The sequence below is a fragment of the Phyllobacterium trifolii genome (assembly GCF_014192095.1).
GTDB classification, from domain to species: domain Bacteria; phylum Pseudomonadota; class Alphaproteobacteria; order Rhizobiales; family Rhizobiaceae; genus Phyllobacterium; species Phyllobacterium trifolii.
The window spans coordinates 1-12,958 of the sequence record NZ_JACHXN010000002.1 but is presented as its reverse complement, the minus strand read 5'-3'; the positions used below and the strand labels follow the sequence as shown (position 1 = coordinate 12,958).

At 56.1% G+C, this 12,958-nt stretch carries 15 protein-coding genes; 6 read left to right on the top strand and 9 right to left on the bottom strand.

Annotated elements, in window-relative coordinates; translation table 11 throughout:
* Nucleotides 1–147: 147 nt before the first annotated feature.
* Both FHS21_RS03005 and FHS21_RS03000 read right to left on the bottom strand, forming a co-directional pair.
* Nucleotides 148–414: a hypothetical protein gene (locus FHS21_RS03005; RefSeq protein ID WP_112526395.1), complete on the bottom strand. Its 267-nt coding sequence runs from the start codon at nt 412–414 to the stop codon at nt 148–150.
* A 166-nt stretch (nt 415–580) separates the two neighbouring features.
* Nucleotides 581–1,507: a transglutaminase-like domain-containing protein gene (locus FHS21_RS03000; protein ID WP_183660959.1), complete on the bottom strand. Its 927-nt coding sequence runs from the start codon at nt 1,505–1,507 to the stop codon at nt 581–583.
* Nucleotides 1,508–1,710: 203 nt separating this feature from the next.
* On the opposite strand from FHS21_RS03000, the gene FHS21_RS02995 reads away from it, so the two are divergent.
* Nucleotides 1,711–1,908, top strand: coding sequence for a hypothetical protein (locus tag FHS21_RS02995; protein ID WP_112526391.1), 198 nt, complete (start codon nt 1,711–1,713; stop codon nt 1,906–1,908).
* Nucleotides 1,909–1,920: 12 nt separating this feature from the next.
* On the opposite strand, the gene FHS21_RS31125 is transcribed toward FHS21_RS02995, so the two are convergent.
* Nucleotides 1,921–2,055 carry a hypothetical protein gene (locus tag FHS21_RS31125; RefSeq protein ID WP_281385851.1) on the bottom strand — a complete coding sequence of 45 codons (135 nt, stop codon included), beginning with the start codon at nt 2,053–2,055 and terminating at the stop codon, nt 1,921–1,923.
* 159 nt (nt 2,056–2,214) lie between these two features.
* Between FHS21_RS31125 and FHS21_RS02990 the strand changes: the two genes are divergently transcribed.
* Nucleotides 2,215–3,594 carry an FAD-containing oxidoreductase gene (locus FHS21_RS02990; RefSeq protein WP_112526389.1) on the top strand — a complete coding sequence of 460 codons (1,380 nt, stop codon included), beginning with the start codon at nt 2,215–2,217 and terminating at the stop codon, nt 3,592–3,594.
* Nucleotides 3,595–3,652: 58 nt separating this feature from the next.
* Here the strand turns inward: FHS21_RS02990 and FHS21_RS02985 are convergent, their stop codons facing one another.
* From FHS21_RS02985 to FHS21_RS02970, 4 genes are all read right to left on the bottom strand, one after another.
* Complete coding sequence (locus tag FHS21_RS02985; RefSeq protein WP_112526387.1) at nt 3,653–5,206, bottom strand: DHA2 family efflux MFS transporter permease subunit; 1,554 nt, start codon at nt 5,204–5,206, stop codon at nt 3,653–3,655.
* On the bottom strand, nt 5,199–6,422 hold the full coding sequence (locus tag FHS21_RS02980) for an HlyD family secretion protein (protein ID WP_112526385.1): 1,224 nt from the start codon (nt 6,420–6,422) through the stop codon (nt 5,199–5,201). Before FHS21_RS02980 ends, FHS21_RS02985 begins: the two co-directional genes overlap by 8 nt.
* Nucleotides 6,415–6,879: a MarR family winged helix-turn-helix transcriptional regulator gene (locus tag FHS21_RS02975; RefSeq protein WP_112526804.1), complete on the bottom strand. Its 465-nt coding sequence runs from the start codon at nt 6,877–6,879 to the stop codon at nt 6,415–6,417. Before FHS21_RS02975 ends, FHS21_RS02980 begins: the two co-directional genes overlap by 8 nt.
* A 156-nt stretch (nt 6,880–7,035) precedes the next feature.
* Complete coding sequence (locus FHS21_RS02970) at nt 7,036–7,539, bottom strand: MarR family winged helix-turn-helix transcriptional regulator (RefSeq protein WP_112526802.1); 504 nt, start codon at nt 7,537–7,539, stop codon at nt 7,036–7,038.
* A gap of 131 nt (nt 7,540–7,670) precedes the next feature.
* On the opposite strand from FHS21_RS02970, the gene FHS21_RS02965 reads away from it, so the two are divergent.
* The 4 genes from FHS21_RS02965 (at nt 7,671) to FHS21_RS02950 (ending at nt 11,986) form a co-directional block, all read left to right on the top strand.
* Entirely contained in the window at nt 7,671–9,194 is a 1,524-nt protein-coding gene (locus FHS21_RS02965; protein WP_112526383.1) for an MDR family MFS transporter, read from the top strand.
* Between the two features lie 122 nt (nt 9,195–9,316).
* Nucleotides 9,317–10,222, top strand: a complete 906-nt coding sequence (locus tag FHS21_RS02960; protein ID WP_112526800.1) for a S1C family serine protease — start codon at nt 9,317–9,319, stop codon at nt 10,220–10,222.
* Nucleotides 10,223–11,488: 1,266 nt separating this feature from the next.
* Nucleotides 11,489–11,719 carry a hypothetical protein gene (locus FHS21_RS02955; protein ID WP_158482208.1) on the top strand — a complete coding sequence of 77 codons (231 nt, stop codon included), beginning with the start codon at nt 11,489–11,491 and terminating at the stop codon, nt 11,717–11,719.
* A 63-nt stretch (nt 11,720–11,782) separates the two neighbouring features.
* A complete protein-coding gene (locus FHS21_RS02950) occupies nt 11,783–11,986 on the top strand; it encodes a hypothetical protein (RefSeq protein ID WP_158482207.1) in 204 nt (67 codons plus the stop codon).
* Between the two features lie 106 nt (nt 11,987–12,092).
* On the opposite strand, the gene FHS21_RS02945 is transcribed toward FHS21_RS02950, so the two are convergent.
* Both FHS21_RS02945 and FHS21_RS02940 read right to left on the bottom strand, forming a co-directional pair.
* Nucleotides 12,093–12,722 carry a response regulator transcription factor gene (locus tag FHS21_RS02945; protein ID WP_112526377.1) on the bottom strand — a complete coding sequence of 210 codons (630 nt, stop codon included), beginning with the start codon at nt 12,720–12,722 and terminating at the stop codon, nt 12,093–12,095.
* Nucleotides 12,722–12,958: sensor histidine kinase (locus FHS21_RS02940; protein WP_246410789.1), on the bottom strand; the 237-nt coding region annotated here is incomplete at its 5' end. The genes FHS21_RS02940 and FHS21_RS02945, both read right to left, overlap by 1 nt.

Below are 12,958 nucleotides of genomic sequence, written 5' to 3'. Positions count from 1 at the left end.
AAGCTGCTGAACAATAATATGGCAGCCATCACGAATTTCATTTTCCGACCCCCGTCTGCAATCTCCACTGCAAACTGATGTGCCGGAATCATCGATGAAAGTCAAAGTCGTAGTATATGCTCATGCCTGGTTGTAGAGCGATCTGTCCTACGCATAGCGCTTCTGTTGATCGACCCCGCCGCCATGGACGCCCGGATGCGAGTTAATCGCGGTGATGACCGCCAGAGCTGCCAGCGAATTGACATCCCGATTGCCGCGATTGAAGGCGGTCATCACGGTCTCTGCGATGACTTTCGCGTCTTCCTCCGAGCTTGATTTCACCACAAGCATCGCAGCTGCCTTGTTGTAGGCGGTTTGCATGACGTTCCAGTCATCCTGGGAGTAGATCGGTTTTGAAGGATTATCGAAAGGCATAGGACTATTCCTTTCCCCTAGACGAAACGAACCCCGACAAGGAGGAGAAAATAGCTTCGCAATTGTGGCGTTGCAAATCGAAAAGAATTTACCGGCAGTTGAAAGGGCTTACCGCAGCGCAACAGGCTTTCACTGACGCTCAAATATGGCAAGCGGGAAATTTGCTCTAGATAGTCGGCTCTGTTTCCGATCTTTCCCTGACTGCCCGCGACAAGCGCGACCAGCGCTGGCTGAACCAGGGGGTTACCAGCGATATTTTCTCGAAGCGTTGACTGGCAAAAGATGGATCGTGTTCCTCGAAGGTCCAGACCTTGAAATTTGTCAATTCATGCGGTCCGAATGTGTGGATCAATGGAATATCGGCAGCATCCCGGCCACGCGCAACGACAATCCGCCCGATGCGACGCTGATTGTGACGGGCGTCGAATGTGTGCCATTTGCCGCCGAGATAGACCTCGAACCAGGCGTTGAAATCCATTGGCGCCGGATCAGCCGGCACACCGATATCGCCCAAATAGCCGTTCACATAGCGCGCGGGAATATTCATGCAGCGGCAGAAAGCAACGGCCAGATGCGCGAAATCCCGGCAAACGCCAACGCGCTCCTCATGTGCTTGCGCTGCAGTGCGAGTCGATCTGGCAAAACCGTAGCTGAAGGTCAGTCGCTGGTTGACATAATCCGTTATCGCCTGGACTCGCGACCAGCCGGGTTTGACGTGGCCGAAGAGACTCCATGCAAGGTTGCTCAATTCATCGGTTTCGCAATAGCGGCTGGCCGACAGATAAGCGAGACATTCGATCGGAAGTTGGTCGACGCTCACCTCGATCGCGTCCTCGTCGACGGAGTCGGGGAGCCCGTCATCCTTGACGACCGCATCATACTTCAATGAGAGGTTGCCCGCAGGAGCCAGGAGGCGGATGCAGCTGTTTCCGAAAAGATCACGAAACGTTTCAAGCTTTGTGTCCGGAGTAGAGATCGGACCACGCTCGCATTGGATGTCCGGTATACGCCCCGATTCCAGGTTGAGATAGGTCGTCATAGGCGTGGGTTCGTTACAGCGAATGGCTATCTCGTAACCGATACGGATCAACATAGGCATATCCTCTAAGGTTTTGAGAAGAACGCTGCGATCCGGTTCAGGTTCCCCGGCAGTAAATTTTAATGGACGTCAGGCTCGTCGTGCGATTCAGGATTTGTTGACTATAGAGCCATAGAATTTGAAACAAATGCGCCGGACGGAAGTTAAGTCCGGAAGATGTGCGGTCAGATTGTTGGCGGTGCACAGGAGTGATTGGAATGGTGATGGCTGCAAAACATCCAGGTTCCCGCCCTCGCGCAGCGGATGTACTGCGAGAACAGGTCGTTCGATCGGACTTCCGCCATGTGGCCAAAACAGCTCGCCCATCGGAAGCCGATAGGAACATCCCCAAATTGCTTCAGGACCTGCTGGATCGACTCGACGAGGCGGAAAAAGACTGGAAGAAAACCCGCTGATCTCGTTGCGATCTAGTTTCTGACCTGCAGGAGGTTGTTTTGGTAGTGCCCCACGCGTTTCGATTTCGCATGGTTGACGAAACTGCCGAAGGACAGTGCGAAGGCGACGAAAATCACGAAAATGATGCCAAGACGCTGAACAAGCATGACAAATACCCCATTGGACTTTCCTGAGGATATCGCTGTCGATCTGAACGGCGACTGAACCCGGCGTTCACCCGGCATTCCAAATAATTACCCAATTCTCGCATCCAACCTTGAAAGAGCCGGGGTGACGCAGCATCCGCCCTGATCTATGCTACAGCTATGACCAAAGCTTTCGACGCGATCATTATCGGTGCAGGGCAGGCCGGACCATCTCTGGCGGGTCGTCTCACAAACGCCGGCATGAAAGTGCTCATGGTCGAACGCAAGCTATTCGGAGGTACGTGCGTCAACACAGGTTGTATGCCGACGAAGACGCTGGTCGCGAGTGCCTATGCAGCACATCTTGCCCGACGTGGTGCTGATTTTGGCATCGAGACGGGTGGGTCTGTCCAAATCAACATGAAGCGGGTCAAGCAGCGCGCCGACACTGTGTCCTTCAATGCCCGCACGGGGGTCGAGAAATTCTTGCGTAGCATGGATGGCTGCACGGTTATTCAGGGCCACGCCCGTTTCACCGGACCGCATGAAATCGATATCCATGGCGCCGCATTCACCGCCCCCAGGATTTTCCTCAATGTTGGTGGCCGTGCCAATGTGCCGGATATGCCCGGCGTTGACGACATCGACATCCTGACCAACACGTCCATGCTGGGGCTCGATACAGTGCCGAAGCACCTGGTTGTCATCGGCGGCAGCTATATAGGCCTCGAATTTGCGCAAATGTACCGCCGGTTTGGTGCGGACGTGACCATTGTCGAGAAGGGCCCAAGGCTAGTTGCGCGCGAGGACGAGGATGTATCCGAAGCGATCAAGGAAATTCTCGAGGGCGAGGGAATTGTAATTCGCCTTAATGCGGAATGCATATCGTTTAGACCTCACGCCGAGGGTGCGGAGGTCGGTGTCGATTGCACAGCCGGTTCACCAACGGTTGTCGGCTCACATGTGTTGCTGGCAATCGGTCGGCGGCCCAATACCGACGATCTTGGTGCCGGCAAGGCAGGTATAGAACTTGATGAGCGTGGATACATCAAAGTTGATGATCAGCTTGAGACAAACGTACCTGGCATCTGGGCAATTGGCGATTGCAACGGGCGCGGTGCCTTCACTCACACGGCTTACAATGATTTCGAGATCGTTGCGGCAAATCTCCTTGACGGAGAGAACCGCAAAGAGAGCGATCGTATCCTCGGCTATGCGCTCTATATCGATCCGCCGCTCGGCCGGGTAGGCCTGACAGAGGCGCAGGCTCGCAAGACGGGCCGACCATTGCTGATTTCCAAACGGCCGATGACCCGTGTCGGTCGCGCCGTGGAAAAGGACGAGACAAAAGGCTTCATGAAAGTCGTGGTAGACGCAGAGACACAAAAGATACTCGGTGCAGCCATACTGGGGACTGGCGGCGACGAGGCGATCCACGGCATTATCGATATCATGAATGTGGATGCAACCTATCCGCAATTGAAATGGGCTGTTCCTATACACCCTACAGTATCTGAGCTGATTCCAACGCTGCTCGGAGACCTCAAGGAAGTAAAGTGAAGGTCTCGTGATGACTTTCTGGCGAGGCGAGGGGGACGCTTATATCCCGGCTCACGCCTTATTCCATCACGGCCGCATGATCCGCTGGGGCGGCGTTTGATGCAGGCTTGCGCAGCAGCATGACCAGTGGGATCGAGACCAGCGACATGATCATCAAGAGCTTGAAATCGTCCATGTAGGCGATGATCGTCGCCTGCGTCGTGATCATCCCGTCCAACGCGGCGCGGCCCGCGGCCTTCATGGGATCGAGATTCTGCATCACAGCAGGGGCGTTGAATGCGTGGTTGAACGGCGTGACATAGGCGGCGATCGACGAATGATTGCTTTGCACATTCTCGGTGATGAGCGCGGTGACAACAGCGATGCCGACGCTCGAACCGATATTGCGCGACAGATTGTAGAGGCCGGTGCCTTCGCCGCGCATCGACGCGGGGAGGGTGGCAAAGGCGATTGTCGTAAGCGGCACGAAAAGGAAGCCGAGACCGGCGCCCTGGATGAAGCCCACACAGACGATAGTCCACTGCGACACGTCGGGCGTCCAACCGGTCATGTCGTACATTGCCCATGCGGTCAGGCTGAAGCCGAGGAACAGCAAAAGGCGCGTATCGACCTTGCCGATCAGTCTGCCGACTATAAACATGCAGACCATTGTACCGACGCCGCGCGGCCCCATAACGATACCGGCGGTGACGACGGGATAGCCCATCAGCGTCTGCAGATACGGCGTCATCAAGGCGAGCGACGCAAGATAGGTGACGCCTATGACGAAGATAAAGAACATGCTGACCGAAAAGTTGCGGTCTAGGAAGAGCCGTGGATTAACGAAGGATTTCTTAGCGGTGAACGTGTGTACAAGAAAGAGATAGAAGGCGCAGGCGCAGATCAACGCTTCAATCTGGATTTCAGCGGAAGAGAACCAGTCGAGCTGTTCGCCGCGGTCGAGGAAGAGCTGCAGCGTTGCGATGGCAAGGCTCAGGGTTCCGAAACCGAACCAGTCGAGCTTTGCGCTCACCTCTTTCGTTGTTTCGGAAACGAAGGCGACAATACCGAAGAACGCCAGCATGCCGATGGGCACATTGATATAGAATACCCAGCGCCAGCTGATATGGTCGGTGAGCCAGCCGCCGATGACCGGTCCGAGCACTGGGCCGACCATCACCGATACGCCGAAAAGCGCCATGGCCCTGCCGCGATCTTCCACCGAATAGATGTCGAGCAGAATACCCTGCGACAACGGCACAAGCGATGCGCCGAAGAGGCCTTGCATCAGCCGGAAGACGACGATTTGCGGCAAGGACTGGGCGAGACCGCACAGGACCGACGCGGCCACGAAGCCGACAATGGCGGTCAGAAGGACATTCTTGCGACCGAAGCGGGCGGCGAGAAAGCCCGACGGCGGCGTCATGATGGCCGCGGCGACGATGTAGGAGGTGAGGACCCAGTTGATCTGATCAGCGCTCGCCGAGACACTGCCCTGAATATAGGGCAGCGCCACATTGGCGATCGTCGTGTCGAGCGCCTGCATGATCACCGCAAGGATGACGCAAGCGGTTATCGCGCCGCGGTTGGCGACAACGGGCGCGGCGCCGGGAATTGCGATGGTATTAGACATGATCCTTGCTGCCGAAAAGACCGACCACGTCTGTCATGAAAGATGGGAGGCCGCGGGCATGGCCTGTATCGACACCTACGGTGACACTCATGCCCACCCGCAGCGGCGGCTTGCCCGCCATGTCATCTATGCTGACGAGCATGGGAATGCGCTGAACGACCTTCACCCAGTTGCCTGTGGTGTTCTGGGCAGGCAGCAGCGAAAAGCTGGAGCCGGAAGCTGGGCTGATGCTGGAGACCGTGCCTTTCCACGTCACGTCCGGATAGGTGTCGACGCTGATGGCAACTGTCTGGCCAGGGCGCACGTAGGTGAGCTCGGTCTCTTTCGGGCTCGCAGCGATCCACATATGCGTTGTCGAGACGAGACTGAAACCAGCCTGCGACGCTTGAAGATAGGCGCCTGTTTGCAGAGAGCTCACATTGGTGACGACGCCGTCAAACGGGGCACGGACAACCGTGTGGTCGAGATTGCGCTGGGCATTGTCGACAGCCGATTGCTGCTGCAGATAAGAAGGGTTTTGTTCAACGGGTTGATCTGCGTTGCCGCCAAGCTGCGCCAGCGTTGCCGCCGCTTCTGCCTTGGCAACATCTACCTTTTGCTGGGCCGCGTCTAGATCGTGCTTGGCCTGATCATAGGTCGCGCGGGACGCGAAGGAGCTTGCATTCAGGTCCTGCTGGCGCTGCAACGACTTTTCGAAAAAAGGAATATCGGCTTCAGCCTGGGTTATCTCCGCCAGCGATTGCTTGTAACTCGCTTCAAGATTGAGAACTTGATTGCGGACTACGCCAAGCTGCGCCTTCGCGCCGGCAAGTGCGATGGCAAAGGGAGAGGCATCGAGACGGAACAGCACATCGCCCTGCTTGACCTGCTGATTGTCGCGGACATCCACCGACTGCACGATACCGGACACGTCGGTGGAAACACCGACCATGTCGGCTTGGATATAGGCGTTGTCGGTCGACATGACCTGACCGCCAGTCGCATAGAAATAGCCGCCAACGATCAAAAGAACCGGCAAAAGCACAAAAAGCAGCGGACGCTTCAAGCTGCGCCGCGCGCGCGCCGGTGCGGGAGCCGCAGGGGGCGTAGTTTCCTTGGCCACAGGTACGGCAGGCACCGTTTCGATGGTCGTATCGGGCTTTTCCATTACCGGGTCATTGCGAGCGGAATTGTCCGAATTGGCAGGTATCCGCAGGGAAGGTGAACCGTCAGCCATGATTTTTCTCTCTGTCCTCGACCGGCGTTTGGCATGCGTCGATCAAATTTGTCTTCATAAGGGTCAGTGTTCGAATGAGATGTTCGCGATCTGCATCCGGGACATCGGCAAGTGCTTCAGAGCGGGTGAGATCCGCAACACGACGAATACCATCGAGGAGTGGCCGCGCCTCTTGGCGGGAGAACAGCAGCCGGACGCGCCGGTCGGTGGGATGCTTGTGGCGCTCTATGAGGCCGCGCTCCTCAAGCTTGTCGAGGATACGAACCAAAGTGATCGGCTCGACCTCCAAAAGCTCGGCCAGACCCGCCTGGTGGATTCCCTCGTTTTTGGAGAGATAGGCCAGTGTCTGCCATTGCGACCGCGTAAGGCCCAGATCCTTTGCACGCTGTTCGAAACGCTTGCGCAACAGGCGCGCGACCTCATGCAGGAGAAAGCTCAGTGTTGGTGCATTGTCCATGATGGGATGTGCAAACTCATAAGGATGCTTATAACAGCCATGCATATAGCAAGGGTGCTAGGCGAATTAAAGGCGACAGCTTGCCTCAGGCAGAAAAAACTGCGCCAGGCCTTCAACATATCGTGAAGGAATTAAGGTCACTGCGGCGGAGGTGGTTTAATCCTTGCGAGGCAGGAACGTCTGCTCGTATCCGCTGATGAATCTGTCAAAAAACGTAGCGAACGCTTCTACATCCGCGGCGGGCCAGTCTTGGACGACCCTCTGCACGACCGCGAGTTTCTGGGCCTTTATTTCCGCGACCAATTTCCGGCCTAGCGCTGTTATAACGACCACGATGCGCCGCGCGTCCGCTTGGGAGGCTTTGCGGCGCAGGACGCCCCGGGTGACCATTTCCGCAACGATACGGCTAGCCCGGGAGGGATCGATGCGCAAAATTTCGGCGATCGCACCAACGGTCACTTCGCCTGCTGTTTCCGCTCGTCTCACGGCGTCAAGGACGTCGAGGTGCGAGAGTTCCAGGCCAGGCGCAACGTTTTGAACTGCAAGGCGGCCAATCAGGCGTCTACCTACCAACAGGCGCATCCGCGTCATTACCTGACCGATATGCACGATGTCTTCATGGTAGCTCTGATTGTCGGCTTCACGTTTATGTGTCGTCATGGCACCTGTCACATTTTTGAACACACTGATACTTCAAGGCATCCAAATATGCAAATAGCATTACAGTGCTGTTGACAATTATATGCTAATAGCACACTTATCTCTGTAATCTAGTTCGGATACCCTGCTCAATGGACATGCATGCACCGCCCGCGCCGCTCGTGACGGACCACCGTCTGCGGCTTATCATCTTCTTTTTCCTGAGTTCGGCCATGTTCATGGCGACGCTCGACAACCAGATCGTCTCGACTGCCTTGCCCACAATTGTCGGCGAGTTCGGCCATCTGGAACGCTTCGGCTGGATCGGATCCTCATATCTGCTTGCTTCGAGTGCTGTCATGCCGATCTACGGCAAACTCGGCGATCTTTTCGGGCGCAAATATGTGATGATGACCGCCATTGCGATATTCACCATCGGATCAGCTGTGTGCGGTCTCGCCGTGTCGATGAACACGCTGATCGCTGCACGGGTTCTGCAAGGGCTCGGCGGCGGCGGTATCATGGTATCGATCTTCTCCATCAACGCCGATCTTTTCGAACCGCGAGAACGGGCGCGATATCAGAGTTATTCAAGCCTTGTCCTCATGGCTTCTGGAGCAATCGGTCCGGTACTCGGCGGCACGATGAGCGATCTTTTCGGCTGGCGATCGATTTTTCTGGTTAACATCCCGGTTGGGATCATCGTCCTGACCGGCCTGTTCACGATGCTTCCCTATCGCAAGCCCGAACGTAAGCCAAAGATCGACTATGCAGGCGCAATATTGTTGGCTCTGACCACGAGCAGCATCGTGCTCGTTGCCGACAGCTCAGAGCTGTTCGGTTCGATAATATCGGTCCAGAGTGTTGGCATTCTTGCATTCGGCATCGTGTGCGCCACGAGTTGGGTGTTCGTTGAACGCCGAGCAGTGGAGCCCATCGTCCCGCCGACACTTTTCCGGAATCCGACATTCTCGCTGCTGCTCGTGATCTCGATCACCAGCGGGGCGATTGCTATCGGCATGGTCAATTATTTCGCGCTTTTCCTACAGACTACAACGGGTCTGTCGCCCTCGCAGGCGGGTGTGTTTTTCATCCTTTTGACCGGAGGCATCGTTTGTGGATCTCTCCTGGGAGGGCGGCTGATCTCGACGACAGGTCGGTACAAACCACAATCCATAGCCAGTCTTTCTTTGAGCTTTCTCGCCTTCATGTTGTTCACGCTGGTCCAGGCAGGAACGCCCGTGTTTCTCATAGGCATCCTGATGGCCATGCACGGCATCGGCATCGGTCTTGGACAACAGGTTCCGGTGATCGGCGTGCAGAACGCAGCAGACAGCCGGGACGTCGGGGCAGCGACAGGGGCGGTGACACTTTCGCGCATGGGCGGAGCGTCTATCGCCATTTCCATCTATGGCGCTATCGTTGCAGCAAACCTATCCCGTGTCGGCGTCACCATTCCCGGGGTCAGTAATATTGAGCAGTTGACGCCGAAAATGCTGGGTGCGTTGCCAGAGGCGGCGCGACAAGCAGTTGCCGATAGTTATGCCGCAGCATTCACACCGCTTTTCTTGACCTCGGCAGGCTTTGCCATCACTGGATTGCTGGCAGCGTTCATGCTCAAACCAGTGATGCTGCCAACCGCAGGGGCTGTGAAAAAACCGAATGCAGCTGAATAATGGGCGAAGTGGTGCCGCATACCTGTATCAAGGTCGCGGCGAAACGCGCCCATCCCGATCAAGGTGGTTCGCACGACGCCATGAATCGCGGCCTTTGCCGGGCCCTTGCCAGGATTGAAATCATGACTATCGATACGGCTTTGCAATCAATTATAACTGTACGCTCCTCAATTCCCGATGACGCGTTTACAGCGGCTACGCTGGGTACCTTGAGAGAGGGCAGCGGCGTGGTCATTCGGGAGGGCGGGCTGGTGCTCACGATCGGCTATCTGATTACAGAAGCCGAGGAGGTTTGGCTGACGCGCCATGACGGGCAAGTTATTCCCGGTCATGCGCTGGCCTATGATCAAGAAACGGGATTTGGCCTCGTGCAGGCGATTGGGCCCCTCGGCGTGCCTGCGGTGGACTTCGGTGACGCAGCCCGAGCCCAGGTCGGAGATCCCGTTGTGCTTGCGGACGGGATCGGTCAGTTCGTCCGAGCGAACATCGTCGCCAAACAGGAGTTTGCCGGCTATTGGGAGTACGTACTGGATGAGGCGATCTTCATTGCGCCGGCTCATCCTTCCTGGGGAGGGGCTGCACTGCTCGACGCAGACGGCAAACTCCTGGGCATCGGCTCGCTTCACTTACAAATGAGCAATAATGGAGAGCCTGCAGACATCAATATGATCGTACCGATCAATTTGTTGCCGCCGATCCTGGATGATCTACTCAAGCGCGGCCGAGTCAACAAACCGCCGCGGCCCTGGCTCGGGGCGTTCTCCGCCGAGAGCAGCGGCAAGGTCGTGGTTATGAGTGTCGCGCCAGGGGGACCGGCGGCTCAGGCGGGCCTGCGTCAGGGCGACGTTATCTCGGAGATCCGAGGTGAGGAGGTTGATGGGCTCGGTGATTTTTACCGGAAGGTGTGGACCAGCGGCCCCGCGGGCGTAGAGATTCCCATGAGAGTCCTGCGCAACGGCCGTGAGGCATGGTTGCGCGTGAAGTCAGCCGATCGCAACAGCTTTCTCAGAAAACCGCCATTGCGGTGAGCAGAGTTCACCAATAACTGACCGCTATTAGCGCTAAGCAAACATTTCCTCGCGGGTGGTTGGCATGTCCAGGCCGAACGCTATTGATTTATTCTCGAAAACGAGCACCAAACCGCCCTTCCGGCATGACTAACAAATCAATATTAATCGAACGTATAACTCAATCAAACGACCGCATTATTCACCCGTACGTTGGTATGATGGAGCATCCAGCGCGGGCGCGCTACTTTGCACCATATCCGATTCTGTCAGCGCTTTTCTCTAGTCAACTTAGCCGGAGGATCAAGATTTTGATCGGTCTCATAAAAGTACAGAATGCTGTTGTGGTGTGTGCCCCTGATGCACAACGCATTTCATATGGGGCGAAACCCATATCCCGAGGATGGACTCGCATCTTTGCAATCTTTTTTGGCGTCCAGGCAACGTTCGCGTTGGGGTTTGCTGCCGCCGCTTACGCAGGTCCCTGCACTGAAAAGATCGAAGCCGTTCAGATGCAGGTCGACGCTGTACTGGAAGCGACGGCCGGTGCTGGACCTACGCTCCCTGAGAGCCAATCTGCCGGTCTCCATCACGAGCCTACACCTGAGTCAATCGCACGTGCGGAGGAACAAGCCGGTGAAGGAGCGAAAGGCGAACGAGCTTTGGCTGCACTCGCACGTGCGCGCGCGGCTGACAGGGCTGGTGATGCAAACCTTTGCAAGATAGCACTACTCGACGTGCGGCACGCAATTGGCCACTAGGAGCAGTGACGATGGCCGTTGCGGTAGTCTCGAACATCGAATGGATGTGGCGACCAGTGGAATGTGGAGCGAATGCACCGGGCCGTTCAAAGGTTTTCTTACCGGTACATACGCTGTTGGCGACGAGCTGCTCCATGGCGAAAACGCGCTACGTCTTCCCGTCACTGGAGGTCTATTCGATCTTTCGTTTAAGCAGAATATACCAACGTATACTTACGCCTCGGGCAGGCTAAAGGTAGTCTTTTAATTGCGCCTGTCACAAACCCCGACGGGGCTGGTAGTTCCCCCGGCTACCATAACTTCGACGTTTTCCGCCCGTTGAAGTTGCGGCCATCCAATGGCCCGCAAAAGACCGTCCGAGCCCCTCCGGACGGTCTTTTGTCTCATAGCCCGCAGCTTTACCGTCCAACTTCCCACACATCATTGGAGGCGTCCAATACTAGTCATGGAACAATTATACCAATGTATAATCATGTACATCCGAAGCATAATTTCATTCTCCAAAAGCCAATGTAACATAGTGGCTATGAAAAACCTTCTGACCCATACAATAGCTGCCGTTGTCATCTCCACGGCGATTTCCGCAGGTTTCGTGCCCGGTCATGGGACCTCTGGCTCGTTCGCCTCTGATCGAACGCGGCACATGGACAAGACGTCTGGACACGGCAGCAAGTACTATCGAAGCGATACTCGTAAGGTCTTCCCGGAATGGGAGAACAATATTTGGGAGGATCAGGTCTGGAACGGGCTTGGTTAATTCAAGCCCGCGCGTCCGCCACCTCGTCAACCCGCCGCTGAGTGGCCAACAGATGGAATGACAATGACAAATAGCCCAAAAGACAGAAAGGCCCTGGCGACTGCGAGCCGGATGAAGGACCTTGAGCACAAAATCCACGATCTGAAACTTGATCTCGGCAGTGCGGTCGAAATCGCATATCTGCGCGGCGCCACGGAATGGGTTCGTATCAATTACCCATCCCAATACGAGCGGCTGCACGTGCAATTTGACAGCTGCGCGGCTTGAAGCAGGACCGTTGAAATGTTCGTTTCAGGTCGGCTTCGCCTGACCGCCGGGCCTTATGCTGCTCCCAACATTCGCTGCCGTGCCGCGGCAATCGTCTAAGCAGACATCACTTGTTCAAGACAGGCCTAAGCGCCTCATAGGCCTTGACGAGTTCAGCAAGGGTTCGCACAGCCATTTTCTCCATCAGGTGGCCGCGATGGATTTTGACAGTTATCTCACTCAGGCCAAGCTCCCATCCGATCTGCTTGTTCATCAGGCCGCTTGTCACCAAGGCAATTACCTCACGCTCTCGAGCCGTCAGGCTTTCATATCGCTTCACCAGCGCGGACAGTTCGCCATCGCTCGTCCGACGAGCCCTGTCAAGAACGAGCGCATTCGAGACCGCATCGAGCATGTCCTGGTCGCGGAACGGCTTGGTGAGAAAATCAATGGCGCCAGCCTTCATCGCCCGTACCGACATCGGAACATCACCGTGGCCCGTCATGAAGATGATGGGAATATTGTTGCCAAGGTTAGCCAGCTTATCCTGGAAGTCGAGCCCGCTGACTCCAGGAAGCCGAATATCGAGAACAAGGCAGCTTCCGGCAGAAATTTTGGCAGGACGGTAGAGGAGTTCGGAGGTGGAGCCGAACAGCTCTACACTCATGCCAACCGACCTGAAAAGATTGGCCAACGCTTCTCTCAGATGTGCATCATCGTCAACGACAAAGACAAGTGGCGAGCTGTGTTCGTCCATTACCCGGTCCCTTGTTTCAAAGGAATGGTGAATTCGAACGTGGTGCCTGCTCCCGGTTCGGAACTTGCACTGATGCTCCCGCCGTGCGCGGTCAAAATCGAACGACATATTGACAAGCCCATGCCCATTCCGTCCGGCTTCGTCGTATAAAAGGGGCTAAACAGTTTCTTTCGGGTTTCAGGCGTAAGGCCGGGGCCATTGTCGTGGATTTTCACGAGAGCCGCTCTTTCCTCGGC